The organism is Frigoribacterium sp. CFBP9030, from assembly GCF_034045195.1.
GTDB lineage: Bacteria > Actinomycetota > Actinomycetes > Actinomycetales > Microbacteriaceae > Frigoribacterium.
Window position 1 is genome coordinate 19,470 of sequence record NZ_JAXCWG010000011.1, and the last position, 20,916, is coordinate 40,385.

The window sequence follows — 20,916 nt, forward strand, 5'->3', positions numbered from 1 at the left end:
ATGCATGTTGTATCACGTAGCGAGTCCGACGTCGATTCGAGGCTCGAGGCCGATAGATGTCTCGACATTTGTTGTGGAGTCATACATCTGACATTCTGGCTGCTTACACAGCCCGCCACGCGACACATCACCTCACGAGGAGCACCATGACCCTGCAGACCGAGACCCCCGACGCACCGCCCGCCGCCATCGGCGCCGCGCCCCTGAGCGACGCCCGAGCCGCCATCGGCGCCATCGGCCGCGGCGAGATGGTCGTCGTGGTCGACGACGAGGACCGCGAGAACGAAGGCGATCTCATCGTCGCCGCCGAGCACGTCACACCCCAGATCGTGAACTTCATGATCACCCACGGTCGCGGCCTGGTCTGCCTCGCGCTCGACGAGGGGCGCGCGGCCGAGCTGCGACTCGACCCCATGGTCGAGAAGAACGAAGACCACCAGTCGACCGCTTTCACGGTGTCGATCGACGGCACACCCGCTCACGGCGTCACCACGGGCATCTCCGCCTCCGAGCGGGCGACCACCATCCACCTCGCCGTGTCGGGCGACGCTAACGATCTCGCCCGACCCGGGCACGTGTTCCCGCTGATCGCCCGCCCCGGCGGGGTCCTCGAGCGACCCGGTCACACCGAGGCGTCGGTCGATCTCGCCCGTCTGGCCGGGTGCGCGCCCGCCGGCGTCATCGTCGAGATCATCGGGGTCGACGGCGAGATGCTCCGTCTCGACGCCCTGCGCGAGTTCGCGGCCGAGCACGGCCTCGTGCTGACGAGCATCGCGGAGCTCGTCCGCCACCGCGCCGACGAGGCTCGCGCTGAGCAGGGTCGCGACTGATGCTGGCCCTCCGCGTCATCCGCGGGGCGACCCGGTCGGTGGTGTGGCGCATCGTCCGACGGCGCATCGGCAGCGTCGAAGGGCTCGAGAACATCCCGCTCGACGGTCCGCTCGTCGTCGTCCCGAACCACGCCAGCTACTTCGACCACTTCGTCGTCCAGGTGGTGGTCCAGACCCTCCGGGGCCGTCCTGTCTGGTTCCTCACCAAGCGCGAGAGCTTCGCCCGGCCGTTCCCTCGTCTGTGGGCGACGGCCTGGTACGGCATCCCGGTCGACCGCGACGTCCCCGGGCCCGACACCCTCCGCGAGGTCCGGCGGGTGCTCGGCTCGGGCGACGGGCTCTGCGTCTATCCGGAGGGCACCCGCGGAGACGGCGGTCCGATGCGCGAGTTCAAGCCCGGGGCCTTCCGATTCGCCCTCGCCCACGGGGCGCCCATGATCCCCATCGGTCTGCACGGCACCGCCGACGTGCTCCGCAAGGGCGACCGGTGGTTCCGACGAGGTCGCGTCGACGTCGTGATCGGCGCGCCCCTCGAGGTCGACTCCACTCTGACGAAGCCCGAGGCGGCGCAGGCCCTCGCCGGGTCGAGCCGGGCGGTTGTCGAGTCGCTCGTGGCCCGGGCGGCCCGGAACGCAGCGCGTTCGTCGGCGATCCCCGTGCCGCCCGCGGCCGACGCCGTCGACGCCTCCATCGTCCGCCAGCTGACGGACGACGGGCGGATCGCCCCCGCGGTGCTCCGTCGACTGCGCATGCTGACCACCGTGGTCGGCACCGTCGAGCGTCGGGGTCTCGACCTGCGGACGCAGCGGATCCGACTCGCGGCTCTCCGGGCGACCCGGTGGCGGGGGCCGGTCCGTCTCGTGGCCGCGATGGTGATCCGCGGACGCCTCGCGCGCCTCCTCGGCGAGGCCCCCGCCCATCCGCTGGCCAACTACCTGCTGGGTCGATGGTGTCTCGCCGTGCCGACGGCCCTCGGCGGCGGCGCCGAGCGGGCGCTCGAACGGTTCGCGGTCGCCGCGGCCGACGCCGCCGACCCGACCCGCACCGCCATGGCCTCGGCCGAGGCCCTGCAGCGGCTCGGTCGGCATCGGCAGGCGCTCGAGCAGCTGCGACGGGTCGTGGCCGAGACGCCGACGCAGCACCCGCACCACGCGTCTCGGGTGCGCCGGGCCGAACGCCTGGTCGGCGAGCTGCGGGGGGCCGCGACGTGATGCCCGTCGTGCATTCGGCCAGCCGCTCGATGCGGCGTCGCCCGGCGGATGTCCTGCGGGTGCTCGTCGAGGTCTCGGCCGTCGCCGACTGGAACCCGGCGCTGTCGTCCGTCACCGCGCCTCCTGGGCCGGCGACGATCGGCCGGGCGTACCCGATCCGGATCCGAGGGCTGGTCGGCGGCCACATCACGTACCTCGAGACCGGCCCGGCGCGAGTCGCCTACCGTCTCGTGGCCCCCGGCGCCGACGAGCTCGGCGAATGGCGGATGGACAGGGTGCCGGGCGGCACCCTCGTGTCGCATCGCATGGAGCACCGCGGCGCCGTGCTCCGCCTGATGCGGCGGGCGTTCGAACCCGTGCCGTCGTGGCGGCTCGAGAGGCTCGACCAGACGGCGGGCGACGCACGCGCCGGCTGATCGGTCTCCGGGGCGGCCGCCCGGCTCACGTCGACCGGCCGCCTCGGATCGGCCGAGGCGATCAGACCGGGGCGATCAGACCGGGACGACCGCCACGGCGGTGGGGACGAACGAGACGAGCACCTCGGTGCCGATCGGGCGGCCGACCTCGGGGCGGTGGTCGAGGGTGAGCACCGTGCCGGGGTCGGTCCGCACGGTCGTCCGCGAGACCGCCCCTCTGAACGACACCGACTCGACCGTGCCGGCGATCGCGTGCGGATCGTCGGTGAAGACGACGTCCTCCGGGCGGACCCAGGCCCAGACGGCGCCGTCGGCCGGCGACCCGACCGCCTCGATCTCACGGCAGCCCGGCAGGCGCACGCGCCCGTCGACCACCTCGGCCCGCACCCGGTTGCTCGTGCCGACGAACTCCGCGACGAACGCGGACGACGGCTCGCGGTAGAGCTCCTCGGGGGTGCCGATCTGCTCGATCGACCCGGCCCGCATGACGGCGACGCGGTCGGCGACGGCGAGCGCCTCCTCCTGATCGTGGGTGACGAACATCGTCGTGATGGCGAGCTCGCGCTGGATCCGACGGATCTCATCGCGCAGATGCACCCGCACCTTCGCATCGAGGGCGCTGAGCGGCTCGTCGAGCAGCAGCACGCGGGGCCGGGTGACGAGGGCCCTGGCCAGGGCGACGCGCTGCTGCTGCCCGCCCGAGAGCTGGTGGGCGTAGCGCTCGCCGAGGTCGCCGAGGCCGACCAGCTCGAGCATCGAGCGCGCACGGCTCGTGCGCTCCGTGCGCCCGACGCGGCGCATCCGGAGACCGAACTCGACGTTCTGCAGCACCGTCAGATGCGGGAAGAGCGAGTACGCCTGGAAGACCATGCCCACGTCTCGGCGATGGGTCGGCACGCCGACGACATCGTCGCCGTCGATGGTGATGCTGCCGCTCGTCACGCTCTCGAGACCCGCCAGGCCCCGCAACGCGGTGGTCTTGCCGCAGCCGCTCGGCCCGAGCACGGCCAAGAGCTCGCCTGGTCGCAGCGACAGCGAGACGCCGTCGAGGGCGCGGTGCCCCGAGAAGTCCTTGACGACCGAGCGGAACTCGACGGCCGCGCCAGCGCGCCGGTCGACGTCGATCGGGGCGGTGAGGGTGGCGGTCACGAGCGGGCCTTTCGAGCGGGCGGAGCAGGAGGAGCAGAGGGAGCGAAAGCGACAGGCGCGGCGCGCGTGACGGCACCGGCAGCAGCACCGGCGGGAGACGCGGCGCCTGCCGAGACCGCGGGCGATGAGCCCGGCCCGCGAGTGCCGACGCGCCCGATCACGACGAGCAGCGCGAACGCGAAGCCCAGCGCCAGCAGGGCGAAGATGACCGCGGCGTACGGGTCGCTCCGCGAGACCTGCACCAGGGCCGTCTGCAGCGTCACGCGGTTGAGCAGCGACGCGATGGTGAACTCGCCGAGCACGACGGCGACGGTGATGAACGCGGCCGCGAGCAGCCCCCGGCGCAGCGTCGGCACGACGACGCTCACGGAGGTGTGCGCCCAGCCGGCCCCGAGGGTGCGGGCCGCTTCGGTGAGGGTGCGCAGATCCGTGCCGGTGAGGTCGGACTGCACGGCCCGGTACGCGTAGGGCAGCACGGTGATCCCGTAGGCCAGCGCGAGCGTCCAGGCGCCCGACCCGGCGATGCGCGTCACCACCGAGTAGACCGGCGCGAGTCCGACGACGAGCACGATGGCCGGCACCGTGATCGGCACGAGGCAGACGAGCTCGAGCGGGCGCGCGAGTCGCGGGTAGCGGAGGTGCACGAGCACCATGGCGGGCACGAGCAGCGCGAGTACCAGCAGCGCGGCGACGACGGCCAGCACGAGCGAGTTCGTCACGCCCTCGACGAGGTTGCGATACGCCCGCTCGTTCTCGGGGTCGACGATCGCGAGCCAGTGGTTCAGGTCGTGCCCGCTGCCGTCGGCGCTCCGCAGCGAGAACGCGACCATCGCGGCGATCGGCACGGCGAACACCAGCCCGACCACGCCGAGCGCGACCCTGCGCGCAGTCGTCGAGGCACGCCCCGCAGGGCCGCCCGCCGAGGGGGCGCGCCCCGAGGAGGCGCGGGTCGACACACCGACGCCGGTCACCGCTGCCACCGCTCGGTCCGACGCTGCAGCACCGAGTACAGCGACATCAGCACGACCATCACGACGACCATGCCGAGCGCGAGGGCTCCGGCGACGTTCTCGCGACCGAGCACCGTCTCGCTGACGAGCGCCGCGCGGATCTGCAGCGGCACGATCTGGGCGCCCTGACTGATGATCGCTGCGGCGGTCGCGTACGACGAGAACGCGTTCGCGAACAGCAGCAGCAGGCTGCCGACGAATGCGGGCGTGAGCACGGGCACCACGACGCGGGCGAAGTGCTGCCACCCCGTGCCGCCGAGGGTGGCCACCGCCTCCTGCCACTGCGGACGCAGTCCGGTGACGGCCGGCATGAAGGTGATCACCATCAGCGGCACCTGGAAGTAGATGTAGGGCAGCAGCAGGCCGGGCACCTGGTAGAACCAGACGCCGTCGGCGAAGACGTCGACCCCGAAGCGGGTCAGCAGCAGCTGCGTGACGACCCCCTGGATGCCGATCGTGGCCGTGAAGGCGAACGCGAGCATGACGCCGCCGAACTGGGCGAGCACGCTGGCTGCCGAGTCGACGAACCCGCGCACGAGCCCGTCGGGGCGGAGGGCGGTGAGACCCCAGCAGACGACGGCGCCGAGCACGGCGCCGACCACGGCGGTCACGCCCGAGACCAGCGCCGAGCTGCCGAACGCGCGCAGCACGCTGGGTTCGCCGAGCACGGCGATGTTGTCGAGGGTGAACCGGCCGTCGCCGTCGACGAAGCCGGTGCCGAGCGCCAGCAGGCACGGCAGCACCAGGAACGCCAGCACGTAGAGCGCGAACGGGGTCAGCCCCCACCACGCCGGCAGGCGGCGCCGACCCCGGGGGGAGTCGACGCCGCCGGAGGTCGAGGAGGCGCGGGTCGACGACTCCGCCCCTCTCGCCACGGTCGTCACGATCAGCCGATCACGGCGGCCCAGCGCTCGGCCAGGACCGCCGAGGCGGCCTCGGTCTGCTCGCTGGTGAACTGCACGGTGTCGGCGGGCTGCTCGCCGACCGCGTCGAGGGCGCCCTGGTCGACCGTGCCGGCCTCGACCATGGCGTCGAGTCGGACGGGGTAGGCGCCGGCGGCGAGGTAGAGGTTCTGGGCGGTGTCGCCCATGATGAACTCCTGCCACAGTCGGGCGGCCGCGGGGTGCGGGGCGTCGACGTTGATGGCCTGGTTGTAGTAGCTGGCGAGGGCCGTGCCGGGCAGCACGGCTGTCTTCCAGTCGCGACCGCCGGCGTCGGCCGCGGCGGCCAGGTTGTTGTAGCTCCAGTCGAAGACGACGGGGGTCTCGCCCGAGGCGATGGTGGCGGGCGTCGGGTCGGTCGGCAGGAAGTTGCCGGCGTCGTTCAGCTCGCCGAAGAAGTCGACACCGGGGGTGATGTCGTCGACGCTGCCGCCGTCCTGGAGGGCGGCCCACTGGATCGCTGCCGCTGCGGCGCCGGCCTGGGTCGGGTCGCCGTTCAGGGCGACCTTGCCCTTGTACTCGTCGCCGAGCAGGTCGTCGAGGCTGGTCGGCTCGGGCACGGCGTCGGCGTCGTAGCCGATCGACATCAGACCGGTGTAGTCGTAGACCCACCTGCCGTCGGCGTCCTTGCGATCGTCGGCGATGTCGTCCCAGGTCGTCACCTTGTACGGCGCGAACTGGTCGAGGTTCTCGAGGGTGACGGCCGAGCCGAGGTCGAAGACGTCGGGGGCGCCGTCCTGCCCCTTCAGGTTCTGCGCCGCGGTGATCTCCTCGGCGCTCGACACGTCGGGGTTGTCCGAGTTGACGGTGATGTCGTACTCGTTCTCGAAGGCGTCGATGATCTCGCCGTAGTTCGCCCAGGTGTCGGGCAGCGCGATGACGTTCAGCTCGCCTTCGGCCTCGGCGGCGGCGACGAGCTGGTCCATGCCGCCGAGGTCCTCCGCGCTGGTGGCGGTGGCGGCGTCGGTGCCGCTCGCCGCGCCTCCTGAGCTCCCCGCGTCGGCGGACGAGCAGGCGGTGAGGCCCAGGGCCAGGGCGGCGAGGGTGGCGGCTCCGGCGAGGTGGCGCTTGGCGAGCATCGGGATCCTTCGGGTGCGGGGCCGAGGCTCGTCGCGGGGAGCGACGAAGGGGTGCCGGTCGACCCACGAGCACCGTAGGGAGGCGCGGCGACGGTGGGGATGCCGCCGCACGTCGCGCAGATGAACGGCTGGCGTCGTCCTAGCTCATGCATCACACGTATTAGCATGCGATATACGAATTCCTCTGGTAATATTTGACGCATTGTCACCGGGACCCGCCGGGCATGACACCAGGGGAGACCAGAACACATGACGAGAAGGACCGCACTCCGAGTCGGAGCAGTCGCGCTCGCCACGGCGACCGTGCTCGGCGGCATCGCCGACGGAGCAGCCGCTGCCGCGGACGCCTCGCCGGGCGACCCGTCGGTTAGGGCCTCGGGCAGCACGCCCGTCGTCATCGCCTCCGAATCCACCCGCCTCGTCGGGCCTCTCGCGATCGTCCAGAGCGAGACCCACGCCTTCGGCCTCCGAGCCGATCCCGACACCATGCGCACCGGCGGCGGCGGAACCCTCGCCGAGGCGCAGGCCGAGGCCGACTACTGGTTGGTGCCGGCCGTCGGCCAGGTCGGCCCGGTGCGTGGTGTCGGCGACAAGGCGGATCGCTGCCTGACCAAGGCGTCGCCGAGCAACGGCACGGTCACGATCGCGAGCTGCAACGCCTCCGCCCAGCAGGACTGGCAGTGGACCGACACGACCGAGCGGCAGGGCTTCTCGAAGGCGCTCTCGCCGTCGACCGCCACGGCACGGGCGATCGCACCGCGCGGTGCCGGCACCTACGTGCACGCCGTCGACGGGGCCTCGTACACGCGGCCGATGGCCCTCGACGGGGCGATGCTCGCCGAGCGCGAGATCACCGCGTCGGCCGTCGTCGACGCGATGGAGCGCTCGGCAGCGGTCTCGGGGGTCGCCTCCACGGGGTCGACGGTCTCGATCGGCGACGAGTCGGTCGTCGTCGGCGAGACCGGCGAGTACACGCTCACGCTGACCGATCTCGAGGTCGGCGTCACCTCGCTCGTGGTCACCCAGACCCTGCCGAACGACGAGGTGCACGGCACGACGACGCTCGATGTCGAGGTCCCGGCGGCCTCCGGCGAGTTCACCCCCGTCGAGCTGCCGTCGGCCGAGATCCCCCGCGGGCTGGACAGCGCGGTGACCGCCCAGGTCGAGACGACCGCCGAGCTGACCTCGATGGACTCGACGGTCACCTTCACGGCGCCGGCCGGGACGACGTTCGCCTCGGCCGATGATCGGCCGGTGGCCTACCTGCTGCCCGGGGCTCGCGACTGGCGCGAGTCCGCCTATCTGCGTCTGACCGGGGGCACCCCGTCGGCCGACGCGACCTCCCTCACCTACGACGCCGACACGACGAACGGCGGCTTCCGCCTCCCGGCCGGGTCCCGGCTGCGGTTCGAGGCCGTCGTGCGCACCCCGTTCGGCGTCGCCGACCAGGGCTCGCTAGGCCTCCTGCACTCCGGCACGGCGAACAGCGGGGCCTTCCACGTCTTCGGTCGCTCGGCGGTCTCGTTCGTCGACCGGTACCGCGACGGGACCCTCGACGACTTCGCAGACGGTGATCGCTTCACTCCGGGCGAGGTCGAGTTTACCGGCTCCGGGTTCCCCGGCGCGACGGTGACCATCGCACCGGCCTCGGGCGCCCCCGTCTCGACCGAGGTCCGCCCCGACGGGACCTGGCGCGCGGTGCGCTACCTGGGCAACGGCGCGTACACCCTGACCGTCTCGCACACCTCCTCCGAGGGTGAGAACACCATCGAGGGCATCCGTCTGTTCTCGAACGCCGTGGCCGAGGGCGACTTCACCCTGGCGTCTCCCTCGGACGGCGATGGTCACGCGGCGCAGGGGTGGGTGACCTTCTCGGGCACGGGCACGACCTGGTCGAGGGTGTCGATCGCCGACGACTCCGCCATCGCCCCGACCACCGCGACCGTGCAGTACGACGGCTCATGGACGGCACGGCGGTGGGTCGGCACCGAGCCGACCTCGTTCACGGTGACGTCCTCCCGGGCCGACGTCGAGAACGGGTCCGAGACCGTCGCATTCAACACGGGTGTCACCGACCGGCCCTTCACGATCGACAGTCACTCCGACGGCGGCACCTTCACCCCCGGCGCGATCACCTTCTCGGGCACCGGATCCACCGGCGACACGGTCACCCTGACCGCACCCGGCCTGGCCCCGCTGGAGGCGCGGGTCGACCTCAGCGGTCGCTGGTCGATCCAGAGGTGGCTCGGCAACGGCTCGATCGCCTTCACCGTGACCCACACGACGACGGGCGGCGAGTCGACCGAGCAGCAGCTCCGGCTCTACTCCGACCAGGTGCCGCAGGGCGAGCTGGTCGTGTCGACTCCGGTCGACGGCGATGACCACTCGCAGGCCGGCTGGGTCACCTTCACCGGCACCGGTACGACCTGGTCACGGGTCTCGATCGACGATGGCACCGGCACACCGCCCTCGGTCGCCACCGTCCAGTACGACGGCTCGTGGACCGTGCGCCGATGGATCGGCGCCGGGCCCGTCACCGTCACGGTGACCAGCGCCCGCGCAGACGTCGAGAACGGTCGTCACGAGATCCGCCTCGGGGCGGGCCGGTGACGCTCCGCACGAAGGCCGTCTCTCCTCCTGCTTCCCCTCCCCTCTCAGCTTCCCCTTCGGCGTGCCGCCCGGCTCGCCGCCACACGACAGAACGGACCACCATGCGCCGCACACTCCTCACCACCACCGCCGGTATCGCGTTCGCCGCGCTGGCCCTGACCGGCTGCACCAGCGGCACGACCGAGGCCGACGAGGCCACGCCGACCCCCGCCTCCTCGGAGACCGCCGCGGCCACGGACTTCCCGAAGCCGACCGGCGAGTGCATCGACGGCATCGCCACGTTCGTCGACAACGACACCGAGTACGAGCTGCCCGACGGCTGCGAGACCGTCGACATCATCGGCTCGGGCAACACCATCACGCTCGGCCCGGTCACGAACCTGATCCTCGAGAGCGACGGCAACACGGTCGACGTCGAGTCCGTCGAGACGATCAACAACCTCTCGTTCGGCAACACCGTCACCCACGGCGGAGACGCCCCCGAGGTGGCCACCGGCGCCGACGACGTCGCCGTCAGCGCCCGATGACCCGGCGCCGACAGACCCCTCCCCTCACGCCGTCCCTCGACGGCCAGAAAGAAAGAACACATCACCAGATGACGAACAAGAAGAAGAACACCCCGGCGCAGCGCCTGGGTGCGGCCGCACTCGCGACGGCCACCGTCGTGTCAGGGCTCGCCTTCGGCCCCGGGGCCGTCGCGGCCCCCAGCGCCGAGCGGGGCACGACCGTCACCAGCGCCACGAGCGAGAACGCGGAGGCCGAGTCGACACGTCGTGTCGGACCGCTGGTCATCAACAGCTCCGACGACGTCCAGTACGGTCTCCGCATCGACCCCGACACGATGCGGACGACCACCGTCGACGACGCCAGCTGGTTCTCGCTGCCGGCCGTCGGCCAGCAGGGGCAGGTGCGCGGAACGGGTGCGAACGATGACCGCTGTCTGATCCCGACGTACAACTTCACCTACCTGGCCTTCGCGACATGCTCCGACTCCTCCGAGCAGCTCTGGACCTGGACCGACGCGAACTCCGTTCAGGGGTTCGACAAGACCCTCGCGCCCGTCGCCAGGTCGAACAACGGTCTCGTCCCCCGAGGCGCGGGGACGTTCCTGTTCCTGCTGAGCGGCGGGGGCAAGCGTCCCCTCGTGATGGACGAGCGCATGCTCCCGGAGCGCGAGTTGACCGCGGTGGCGGATGGCGAGAAGGGCTCCGTCTCGGGTGTCGCGACGACCGGGGCGACCGTCTCTGCTCGGGGCGAGTCGGTCGAGGTCGGCGAGGACGGCTCGTACGAGTTGTCGTTCGCCGGCCTCCCCGAAGGAACGCATTCGATCGAGGTCACTCAGACGCTTCCGAACGGGGCCGTGTCCGGTACCGCGACGGTCGATCTCGTCATCGACAGCGTCCGTCTTGTGGGGCCGTTGGCCATGGCGGTCTCGGAGACCGACGCCTTCGGTGTTCGTCTGGATCCGGACGCGATGCGGCCCGTCGAGGGAGGGACGGTCGCCGAGGCGCAGGCGAACGCGAGCTTCTGGTCGGTGCCGAAGGTCGGGAGGACCGGCTTGGTGCGCGGTGTCGGTGATGATTCCGACTCGTGTCTGACGTGGGTCAGTGCAGCGTCGTCGCACGTCGGCATCAGCGGGTGCGACGGGTCGGAGACGCAGCAGTGGCAGTGGGTCGAGGTTCCCGCGAAGCAGGGCGCTGAGAAGGGGCTCGCGCCTGTCGGTGAGGACGCCAGGGCGATCCGTTCGCGCGGTGAAGGAACCTACGTCCAGCTGAGTGGCCTGTCGACTGCACATCCCTTCGTTCTGGACGAGGCGATGCGTGCCGAGCGCGGGTTGACGGCGAAGGTCGTCGTGGACGACCTCGCACGGTCGGCGACGATCACGGGTGCAGCGACGACGGGATCGACGGTGTCGGCGCGCGGTGTCGAGGTCGAGACCGCGGAGGACGGGACGTACTCCCTGCCGCTGTCGGATCTCCCGATCGGGACGACGACCGTCGAGATCACCCAGACGCTCTTCAACGGCGATGTGCTCGACAGCGTCGACGTCGACGTCGAGGTCGCGGCCTCGACGGGACCCCTCGCCTCGGTGGAGATGGCTCCGGTGGAGATCACACGGGGCGCCGACACGGAGGTGACGTTCGAGACGAAGGTCGCAGCTGACGCGTTGCGTCTGCCCGTAGCGGAGGTCACCGTGACCGCCCCTGAGGGGACGACGTTCACCGAGGGGCAGGACGAGATCGCCGGTGCGTTCGTCCGTGACGGTCAGGAGGACCCCACGGGGATGCAGCTGACGGGTGGAATGCGGTCGGATGACGGTCGCACCTACAGCTACACCTGGGACACCGCGGCGAACGGTGCGACGGGGTGGCAGAGCCCTAAGGATGAGGTTCTGCGGTGGAAGATCGCGGTGACGACCTCGGCTGACGCGGCGGATGTCGACGGCAACGCGATGGATTACTCGTTCGTCGGGACGAGCGACCAAGGCGCATTCCGTGCCATGGGCTCCGCGCCCGTGTCGGTCGTAGGCGACTTCGGCTCGATGGCGCCCGTCGCGATGGCTCCGGTGGAGCTCACGCGGGGCGCGGACACGGAGGTGACGTTCGAGACGAAGGTCGCCGCCGATGCGTTGCGTCTGCCCGTGGCGGATGTCACGCTGACCGCGCCCGAGGGAACGGTGTTCGCCGCGGGCCAGGATGAGATCGTGGGTGTCTGGATCCGTAACGGACGAGAGGATTCCGCCGGCATGAAGATGACCGGCGAGCGTTCGGAGGACGGCCGCACCTACACCTACACCTGGGACACCGCGGCGAACGGCGTGCCGCAGTGGCAGAGCCCGCGTGACGAGGTCCTGCGGTGGAAGATCGCGGTGACGACCCCGGCTGACGCTGCTGATGTCGACGACAACGCGATGGGTTACACGTTCGTCGGGACGAGCGTCCAGGGCGGGTTCCGGGCCACGGGTTCCGCTCCGGTGACGTTCGTGTCGTCGTATGCGGGTGTGACGCTGGACAACCTCGCCGATGGTGACACGTTCACCCCGGGTGATGTGACGTTCTCGGGCACCGGTCAGCCTGGTGCGACGGTGACGGTGGCGCCGTCGACCGGCGCGGGCGTGTCGACCGAGGTGCGTGCCGATGGCACGTGGAGTGCGGTCCGGTACTTGGGCAATGCGTCGTACACGATGTCGGTGAAGCAGGTCGCTGCCACGGGTGAGAACACGATCGAGAAGATCCGCTTGTTCTCGAACGCGGTCGTCGAGCAGGACTTCTCGGTCACGACGCCGGCCGCTGGTGCGGGGCACACGCAGCAGGGCTGGGTGACCTTCACCGGTGTGGGTACGACGTGGTCGACGGTGTCGATCAGCGACGGCTCCGACTCGGCCGCGACGAAGGCGACCGTGCAGTACGACGGCACCTGGTCGGCACGCCGCTGGGTGGGCACCGAGAAGACGACCTTCACGGTGACCTCGAGCCGCGCTGATGTGCAGAACGGTTCGCAGACCATCGAGTTCAACACGGGTGTCTCGGGTCAGGCGTTCAGCCTCGACAGCCACACCGATGGCGGCACCTTCACCCCGGGCAACATCGTGTTCCGTGGGAAGGGGTCGACCGGTGACAAGGTCACGTTCACGGCACCGGGTCTGGCGCCTCTGGAGGCGACGGTGAACGCTGCGGGTGAGTGGTCGATCCCGCGCTGGCTGGGCAACGGGTACATCACCTTCACGGTGACCCACACCCCCGTCACGGGTGACGAGACGAAGCAGACCCTGCGTCTGTTCTCGGACCAGGTCGCCCAGGGTGACCTGATCGTCACCGCGCCGATCGATGGCGCGAGCCACGACCAGCCGGGCTGGGTGACCTTCACGGGCACCGGCACGACCTGGTCCAAGGTCACGGTCAGCGACGACACCTCGGCCGCGCCGTCGACCGCGACCGTTCAGGTCGACGGTTCATGGACGGTCCGCCGCTGGGTCGGGACGACCGCGACGACGTTCACGGTCTCCAGTGAACGAGGCGGCATCGCCAACGGCAGCCAGACGCTCGAGTTCAACGTCGGCGAGACTGCGGACGGATTCACGATCGGCAGCCACACCGATGGCGGCACCTTCACCCCGGGCAACGTCGCGATCACGGGCACCGGCACGACCGGTGACAAGGTCACGATCACGGCACCCGGTCTGGCGCCGCTCGAGACCGAGGTCGACAGCCGCGGCCGCTGGAGCATCCAGCGCTGGCTCGGCAACGGGTTCATCACCTTCACGGTGACCCACACCCCGGTCACCGGCGACGAGACGAAGCAGACCCTGCGTCTGTTCTCGGACCAGGTCGCCCAGGGTGACCTCGTCGTCACGGCACCGCTGGACGGTGCCAGCCACGACGCCGCGGGCTGGGTGACCTTCACCGGCACCGGCACGACCTGGTCGAAGGTCTCGATCAGCGACGGCACCTCGGCGGCACCCTCGGTCGCGACCGTGCAGTACGACGGTTCGTGGACCGTCCGCCGCTGGGTCGGAACCGCCCCGGTGACCTTCACGGTCACCAGCGAGCGCGCCGACATCGAAAACGGCAGCCAGACGATCCGCTTCAACACCGCGGAGTAGTCGCACAGAGAGACGGGGAGGCGCGGGTCGATACGACCCGCGCCTCCCCGGCTTCCCCGCGCCTCAGCCCACCCCCGCACCACACACGCCGTCGATCGACGGCCAGAATGAAGGAAGCAACCGCTCCATGAAGCAGAAGAACACCACCCCGCAGCGCCTGGGCGCCGCGGCCCTGGCGACGGCCACCGTCGTCTCAGGACTCGCCTTCGGCCCGGGTGCCGTCGCGGCACCGGCTCCGTCGATGAGCGCGGTCACACCGGCCGCATCCTTCGCGCCTGAGCCGGCTGCCGCCACGCCCGCAGCCGACGTCGGTCCGTTCGTCGCGGCTTCGACGGGCTCGTTCAACGTCGCTCCTGGTGAGGTGTCGGACGTCAAGGTGCGCCTGCGCGCGACGCGCTTGACCGGCGCCGTGGACCCTCGCCTGACGTTGACCGCCCCGGAGGGAATGACCTTCCCGGATCAGAGCACTGCTACAGCGATGATCCGCAGTTCTCCTGACTCGAATTGGGTCGATTGGAGTTATTCCGTGGGGCTGGCAGGCGGAGTCGTCACGAATGGCGGCAAGACGCTGACGTTCGATAGAACCGTCTCGGGCAGCACGGTCCAACTGCAGGCCGAGGGCCAGATCGAGTACACCGTCAAGGTCCGAGCAGATGCTCAGGCCGTGGACCGGCCGAACAACACGCTCGGATTCGTCTACTCCGGCCAGGCGATGCTTCAGGATTTCAGCGCCTCAGGAACCGTGCGGACGACGTCGGCGAATCAGATCGGTCCGTTCGTCGCGGCTCCGACGGGCTCGTTCAACGTCGCTCCTGGTGAGGTGTCGGACGTCAAGGTGCGCCTGCGCGCGACGCGCTTGACCGGCGCCGTGGACCCTCGCCTGACGTTGACCGCCCCGGAGGGAATGACCTTCCCGGATCAGAGCACTGCTACAGCGATGATCCGCAGTTCTCCTGACTCGAATTGGGTCGATTGGAGTTATTCCGTGGGGCTGGCAGGCGGAGTCGTCACGAATGGCGGCAAGACGCTGACGTTCGATAGAACCGTCTCGGGCAGCACGGTCCAACTGCAGGCCGAGGGCCAGATCGAGTACACCGTCAAGGTCCTCGCTGACCCTCAGGCCGTTGAACGCCCGAACAACATGCTCGGATTCGTCTACTCCGGCCAGGCGATGCTGAACGGCTTCCGTGCTCCGGGGGCCGTGCCTGTGTCGACCAAGGCGAGTTTCGGGGCGCTGGCGGCGAACACGATGGCTCCGATGGAGCTGTCGCGGGGTGCTGAGCGTGAGGTGACGTTCGAGGCGAAGGTCGCCGATGAGTTCCTGGGTCGCCCGTCCGCGGAGGTGACGCTCACCGCGCCGCAGGGGACGACGTTCGCCGAGGGGCAGGACGAGATCGCCGGTGCGTTCGTCCGTGACGGGCAGGAGGACCCCGCGGGGATGCGGCTGACCGGCGGTGATCGTTCGGCCGATGGTCGCAGCTACACCTACACCTGGGACACCGAGGCGAACGGTGCGGACGCCTGGCAGAGCCCGAAGGACGAGATCCTGCGGTGGAAGATCGCCGTGGTCACGCCGGCCGACGCGGCCGACGTCGAGGACAACGCGATGCAGTTCGTGCTCGCCGGCACGAGCACGCAGGGTGCGTTCCGCGCCGCGGGCAGTGCGCCGGTGACGGTCGTGGGCGACTTCGGTTCGATAGCTCCCGTCGCGATGGCTCCGGTGGAGCTCACGCGGGGCGCCGACACGGAGGTGACGTTCGAGACGAAGGTCGCCGGTGATGCATTGCGTCTGCCCGTTGCGGAGGTCACGGTGACCGCCCCGGAAGGCACGGTGTTCGACGCGGGGCAGGACGAGATCACCGGGGCCTACGTCCGTGACGGTCGGGAGAACACCGCGGGCATGCAGCTGAAGGGCGGAGTGCGGTCGGCCGATGGTCGCACCTACACCTACACCTGGGACACCGCGGCGAACGGGACCCCGGGTTGGCAGAGCCCCCGGGATGAGGTCCTGCGGTGGAAGATCGCGGTGACGACCCCGGCTGACGCTGCGGATGTCGACGGCAACGCGATGGGTTACACGTTCGTCGGGACCAGCGCCCAGGGCGGATTCCAGGCCACTGGTTCCGCTCCGGTGACGTTCGCATCGTCGTATGCGGATGTGACGCTGGACAACCTCGCCGATGGTGACACGTTCACTCCGGGTGATGTGACGTTCTCGGGCACCGGCACGCCGGGTGCCACGGTGACGGTGGCGCCGTCGACCGGTGCGGGTGTGTCGACCGAGGTGCGTGCCGATGGCACGTGGAGTGCGGTCCGGTACCTGGGCAACGCGTCGTACACGATGTCGGTCTCGCAGAAGGCTGCGTCGGGGGAGAACACGATCGAGAACATCCGCCTGTTCTCGGACGCGGTCGTCGAGCAGGACTTCTCGGTCACGACGCCTCGGAACGACGACGGTCACACGCAGCAGGGTTGGGTGACGTTCACGGGTGTGGGGACGACGTGGTCGACGGTGTCGATCAGCGACGGCTCCGACACGGCCGCCACGAAGGCGACCGTGCAGTACGACGGCACGTGGTCGGCACGCCGCTGGGTGGGCACGGAGAAGACGACCTTCACGGTGACCTCGTCGCGGGCTGATGTGCAGAACGGTTCGCAGACCATCGAGTTCAACACGGGTGTCTCGGGTCAGGCGTTCAGCCTCGACAGCCACACCGATGGCGGCACCTTCACCCCCGGCAACATCGTGTTCCGGGGCAAGGGTTCGACCGGTGACAAGGTGACGTTCACGGCACCGGGTCTGGCGCCTCTCGAGGCGACGGTGAACGCTGCGGGTGAGTGGTCGATCCCGCGCTGGCTGGGCAACGGATTCATCACCTTCACGGTGACCCACACCCCGGTCACGGGTGACGAGACGAAGCAGACGCTGCGTCTGTACTCGGACCAGGTCGCCCAGGGTGACCTAGTGGTGACGTCGCCGGTCGACGGCGACGGTCACACTCAGCCGGGCTGGGTGACCTTCACGGGCACCGGCACGACCTGGTCGAAGGTCTCGGTCAGCGACGGCACGTCGGCTGCGCCGTCGACCGCGACCGTTCAGATCGATGGTTCGTGGACGGTCCGCCGCTGGGTCGGCACGGCGGCGACGACGTTCACGGTCTCGAGCGAACGAGGCGGCGTTTCCAACGGCAGCGAGACGATCGAGTTCAACGTCGGCGACGTCGTGGGTGACTTCACGATCGGCAGTCACACCGATGGTGGCACCTTCACCCCGGGCAACGTCGCGATCTCGGGCACGGGCACGACCGGAGACAAGGTCACGATCGCGGCACCCGGTCTGGCGCCGCTCGAGACCGAGGTCGACAGCCGCGGCCGCTGGAGCATCCAGCGCTGGCTCGGCAACGGGTTCATCACCTTCACCGTGACCCACACCCCGGTCACCGGCGACGAGACGAAGCAGACCCTGCGTCTGTTCTCCGACCAGGTCGCCCAGGGTGACCTCGTGGTGACGGCTCCGGTGGAAGGCGACTCTCACACGGCCCCCGGCTTCGTGACCTTCACGGGCACCGGCACGACCTGGTCGAAGGTCTCGATCAGCGACGGCACCTCGGCGGCACCCTCGGTCGCGACCGTGCAGTACGACGGTTCGTGGACGGTCCGCCGCTGGGTCGGAACCGCCCCGGTGACCTTCACGGTCACCAGCGAGCGCGCCGGCATCGCCAACGGCAGCCAGACGATCCGCTTCAACACCGCGGAGTAGTCGCACAGAGAGACGAGGAGGCGCGGGTCATCTCGACCCGCGCCTCCTCGGCTTCCCGGGGGCAGCCGCTCAGGCGAACAGCTTGCCGACCTCGGTCACGAGCTGCTGAACCCCGAGCACCACGAACAGCACGGCGCAGATCGTCATCATCGTGTTGCTCAGCCATCGGCTGCGCCATTCGGCGGGAGTCCGCGACGAGTTCAGCAGCCAGAGCAGCGTGATCGCGAGGAACGGCATGAACAGGGCGCCCAGCACGCCGTAGAGCACGATCAGGCCGATCGGCCGGTCGAGGAAGAGGATCGCCATCGGGGGCACCGTCAGCCAGATCACGAAGGCCCGGTAGTACGTGCCTCCGATGCGGCGACGCGGGTCGTCGGCGTCGAGACCGCGCAGGGTGCCCACGAAGTCGGCGAACATCAGCGAGACGCCGTTCCACACCCCGAGGATCGACGAGAACGACGTCGCGAAGAACCCGATCAGGAAGAACCACGTCATGAACGTGCCGTACCGCTCGCCGAGCACGGCCGCGAGCTGCACGAGCCCGCCCTCGCCGTCGGTCAGGGCGATGTCGGCCGAGTGCAGCAGCTCGGCGCCGACGACCAGCATCGAGAACACGAAGATCCCGCTGACGACGTACGCGACCCCGTTGTCGAGGCGCATGACGCGCATCCACCCCGGGCTGTTCCAGCCCTTCTCGCGCAGCCAGTAGCCGTACGCGGCGAGCGTGATCGTGCCACCGACGCCGCCGGTCACGCTGAGGGCCACGACGAGGCCGCCCTCGGGGATGGTCGGCACGAGACCGGTCAGGATGTCGCCGAGGTTGGGCAGGGTCACGATCGCCGACCCGACCACCGTGACGAACATCACGCCCACGAAGAACGCGATGATCTTCTCGAAGAACGAGTACCGGCCGAACCAGACCATCACGCCGCCGAGCACTCCGGCCCCGATGGCGAAGACCTTGAGATCGACCGTGGGGAAGAGCGCCTGCAGGGGCAGGGCCGACGAACTCATCGCGGCGGCACCGTAGACGAAGCCCCAGACGACGATGTAGACGCCGAAGTAGACAGTCGTCCACCGGCCGAGCGACCGCCAGCCCTCGAAGATCGTGCGGCCCGTCGCGAGCGACCAGCGACCGGCCCCCTCGACCAGCGCGATCTTGATCACGACGCCGATCACGACCGTCCAGGCCAGCGCGTAGCCGAACCGCGACCCCGCGACCAGGGTGGCGACGAGGTCGCCCGCTCCGATCCCGGTGGCCGCGACGACGAGGCCGGGTCCGATGATGCGCCACCGCTTGGCGGAGACGGGGGTGGTCAGGTCGTCGGTGCGCGGGATGTCCGGGCTGGCGGCCATGGGGGTCCTCTCGGATCGTTCGTCATCGAACGTCGAGCAGTGCCTCCGGTCCGGGCGTCGCTGCTCGACCTGGGCGACACGCGTCGCGCGTCGTCCACCCCAGTCAAGCGGGTACGCGTGTCTCGCGCCACCCGGGCGCGACGGCGTCGAGTGCTTCAGGAGGCGCTGGTCGCCACCGACAGATCGACCAGACGGGCGAACGCGGCCGCGTCGAGCGCCTCGCGGTCGGTCGGCGCCAGCACCCACGACAGCGTGACCAGATCGCCCTGCGCGACCTGGCAGGCGTGACCACGGGCGGGGGCGCCGCCGAACGACGCGGCGTAGCCGAAGCAGACGGCGGCGGACTCGTCGGCCTCGGCGAGCGGCTCGTCGAACGGGGTCAGCGTGAAGCTGCTCTCCGTGCCGCTGACGCCCGCGGTCGTCGTCGCGGGGCAGCCGGCCAGCTCGTCGCGGAGGGCCGCGATGTACGCAGCCGCGTCGTCACGCGAGACGACGCCGGTCGTGAACTGCTGACGCTCGCGGGTGAACACCGCCGAGGCGGACGGCAGGGTCTCGGCCGCCGTGAAGCTCCGGAAGTCCATCGCGCAGATCCCGAGGTCGCCGTCACCCGCGCCCGATGCCGCGTCGGAGCCCGCCGCAGGGTCGGGGGCCGAGGTGCCGTCGGCCGAGGTCGCCTGCTCGAGCCGCCACGCGCCTCCCTCGTCGTCGGTGGCGGCGGAGACCTCGTCGGCACCGGGCAGGAGCCCCTCGAGCTCGGCGGCCGCGACCGTGCCGCGGGGCCCCTCGGGGGCGGAGCAGCCGGCCAGCCCGACGGCGACCGCGACGACCGCCACGAGCCCGAGCGACGAACGGAAGGAGGTGCGGGTCGACTGCACAGAAGCCTCTCGGTGGTCCGACCACCGTTCTACCATGCGGCCCGTGACAGGATCGTCCGAGACCACCGCACCCGATCGGACGGAGACCCCCATGACCGAGCTCTTCTTCACCATCCTCATCAGCGCGATGACCGTCGCCGGTCTCGGCCTGGTCGCGGCCGCGTTCATCGCGATGGGCCGCTCGAGCTGACCCGCGCCTCCTCGGCTCCGGGGCTTCACGAGTGTCGGCGGTGATGGGTATCGTTCTGGCATGAGAGCACTCCAGGCCGAGATCGTCGCCGAGCTGTCCGTCCGTCCCGTGATCGACCCGGCCGCCGAGGTCGAGGCGCGTGTCGCGTTCCTCCGCGATTACCTCGCGAAGACCGGCGCGGCCGGCTTCGTGCTCGCCGTCAGCGGTGGTCAAGACTCGACGCTCGCCGGGCGCCTCTGCCAGCTCGCGGTCGAGGCCGTCCGGGCCGACGGCGGCTCCGCCGAGCTCGTCACCGTGCGGATGCCCTACAAGGTGCAGGCCGACGAGGCCGACGCGCAGCTCGCGCTGCAGTTCATCGCCGGGTCCGACGGCGTCACCGTCAACATCCAGCACGGTGTCGACGGCATCGCCCGCGACTACGCCGACGCCACAGACGTGGCGCTCAGCGACTTCACCAAGGGCAACGTCAAGGCTCGCACCCGCATGGTCGCGCAGTACGCCCTGGCAGGCGAACGCCGGCTGCTCGTGGTCGGCACCGACCACGCGGCCGAGGCGCTGACCGGGTTCTTCACCAAGTACGGCGACGGCGGGGTCGATCTCGTGCCGCTCACCGGTCTCAGCAAGCGCCAGGGCAAGGCGCTGCTGGCTCACCTCGGCGCCCCCGCCCGTCTCTACGAGAAGGCGCCCACCGCCGATCTGCTCGACGAGACCCCCGGTCAGACCGACGAGGCGAACCTCGGGCTGACCTACGACGACATCGACACCTATCTCGAGGGCGGCGACATCGCCGACGACGTCGCCGAGCTGATCGAGGCGCGCTACCTCGCGACCGAGCACAAGCGCCGGGTGCCCGCCTCGCCGTTCGACACCTGGTGGCGCCGCTGAG

At 70.4% G+C, this 20,916-nt stretch carries 15 protein-coding genes; 9 read left to right on the forward strand and 6 right to left on the reverse strand.

All coding sequences use genetic code 11. The annotated features are described in order from the left end of the window. Nucleotides 1-146: 146 nt before the first annotated feature. Genes ribB through SOM13_RS11845 form a run of 3 tightly spaced genes read left to right on the forward strand, consistent with a single transcriptional unit; the run spans nt 147 to nt 2,457 of the window. The gene (gene ribB, locus SOM13_RS11835; protein WP_320479821.1) at nt 147-830 is read left to right on the forward strand and encodes a 3,4-dihydroxy-2-butanone-4-phosphate synthase; all 684 of its coding nucleotides are present in this window, start codon (nt 147-149) and stop codon (nt 828-830) included. Then, the gene (locus SOM13_RS11840; RefSeq protein ID WP_243214113.1) at nt 830-2,041 is read left to right on the forward strand and encodes a lysophospholipid acyltransferase family protein; all 1,212 of its coding nucleotides are present in this window, start codon (nt 830-832) and stop codon (nt 2,039-2,041) included. The genes ribB and SOM13_RS11840 overlap by 1 nt, the downstream gene beginning before the upstream one ends. Next, complete coding sequence (locus SOM13_RS11845) at nt 2,041-2,457, forward strand: SRPBCC family protein (RefSeq protein WP_341850019.1); 417 nt, start codon at nt 2,041-2,043, stop codon at nt 2,455-2,457. The genes SOM13_RS11840 and SOM13_RS11845 overlap by 1 nt, the downstream gene beginning before the upstream one ends. Nucleotides 2,458-2,532: 75 nt before the next feature. Here SOM13_RS11845 and SOM13_RS11850 read toward each other — a convergent pair whose 3' ends face one another. The 4 genes from SOM13_RS11850 to SOM13_RS11865 are packed head-to-tail and all read right to left on the reverse strand — an operon-like array spanning nt 2,533 to nt 6,636. Next, a complete protein-coding gene (locus tag SOM13_RS11850) occupies nt 2,533-3,606 on the reverse strand; it encodes an ABC transporter ATP-binding protein (RefSeq protein ID WP_320479822.1) in 1,074 nt (357 codons plus the stop codon). Continuing rightward, complete coding sequence (locus SOM13_RS11855; RefSeq protein WP_320479823.1) at nt 3,603-4,577, reverse strand: ABC transporter permease; 975 nt, start codon at nt 4,575-4,577, stop codon at nt 3,603-3,605. Before SOM13_RS11855 ends, SOM13_RS11850 begins: the two co-directional genes overlap by 4 nt. Beyond that, entirely contained in the window at nt 4,574-5,491 is a 918-nt protein-coding gene (locus tag SOM13_RS11860) for an ABC transporter permease (protein ID WP_320479824.1), read from the reverse strand. Before SOM13_RS11860 ends, SOM13_RS11855 begins: the two co-directional genes overlap by 4 nt. An 11-nt stretch (nt 5,492-5,502) precedes the next feature. Continuing rightward, nucleotides 5,503-6,636: an ABC transporter substrate-binding protein gene (locus SOM13_RS11865; protein WP_320479825.1), complete on the reverse strand. Its 1,134-nt coding sequence runs from the start codon at nt 6,634-6,636 to the stop codon at nt 5,503-5,505. Nucleotides 6,637-6,885: 249 nt separating this feature from the next. On the opposite strand from SOM13_RS11865, the gene SOM13_RS11870 reads away from it, so the two are divergent. The 4 genes from SOM13_RS11870 to SOM13_RS11885 all read left to right on the forward strand — a co-directional run bounded on the left by SOM13_RS11870 (nt 6,886) and on the right by SOM13_RS11885 (nt 17,609). Continuing rightward, a complete protein-coding gene (locus tag SOM13_RS11870; RefSeq protein ID WP_320479826.1) occupies nt 6,886-9,246 on the forward strand; it encodes a hypothetical protein in 2,361 nt (786 codons plus the stop codon). Between the two features lie 101 nt (nt 9,247-9,347). Then, nucleotides 9,348-9,773: a hypothetical protein gene (locus tag SOM13_RS11875; RefSeq protein WP_320479827.1), complete on the forward strand. Its 426-nt coding sequence runs from the start codon at nt 9,348-9,350 to the stop codon at nt 9,771-9,773. Nucleotides 9,774-9,841: 68 nt separating this feature from the next. After that, nucleotides 9,842-13,849: a hypothetical protein gene (locus SOM13_RS11880; RefSeq protein ID WP_320479828.1), complete on the forward strand. Its 4,008-nt coding sequence runs from the start codon at nt 9,842-9,844 to the stop codon at nt 13,847-13,849. 127 nt (nt 13,850-13,976) lie between these two features. Next, nucleotides 13,977-17,609, forward strand: a complete 3,633-nt coding sequence (locus tag SOM13_RS11885) for a hypothetical protein (RefSeq protein WP_320479829.1) — start codon at nt 13,977-13,979, stop codon at nt 17,607-17,609. A 69-nt stretch (nt 17,610-17,678) separates the two neighbouring features. On the opposite strand, the gene SOM13_RS11890 is transcribed toward SOM13_RS11885, so the two are convergent. Both SOM13_RS11890 and SOM13_RS11895 read right to left on the reverse strand, forming a co-directional pair. Next, a complete protein-coding gene (locus SOM13_RS11890; RefSeq protein WP_320479830.1) occupies nt 17,679-18,965 on the reverse strand; it encodes an Nramp family divalent metal transporter in 1,287 nt (428 codons plus the stop codon). A 155-nt stretch (nt 18,966-19,120) separates the two neighbouring features. Next, nucleotides 19,121-19,840, reverse strand: coding sequence for a hypothetical protein (locus SOM13_RS11895; protein ID WP_320479831.1), 720 nt, complete (start codon nt 19,838-19,840; stop codon nt 19,121-19,123). 43 nt (nt 19,841-19,883) lie between these two features. Here SOM13_RS11895 and SOM13_RS11900 point away from each other — a divergent pair, with 43 nt between their 5' ends. Both SOM13_RS11900 and nadE read left to right on the forward strand, forming a co-directional pair. Beyond that, nucleotides 19,884-20,030, forward strand: a complete 147-nt coding sequence (locus SOM13_RS11900; RefSeq protein ID WP_320479832.1) for a hypothetical protein — start codon at nt 19,884-19,886, stop codon at nt 20,028-20,030. Between the two features lie 60 nt (nt 20,031-20,090). Next, on the forward strand, nt 20,091-20,915 hold the full coding sequence (gene nadE, locus SOM13_RS11905) for an ammonia-dependent NAD(+) synthetase (RefSeq protein WP_243214103.1): 825 nt from the start codon (nt 20,091-20,093) through the stop codon (nt 20,913-20,915). Nucleotide 20,916: the final 1 nt, after the last annotated feature.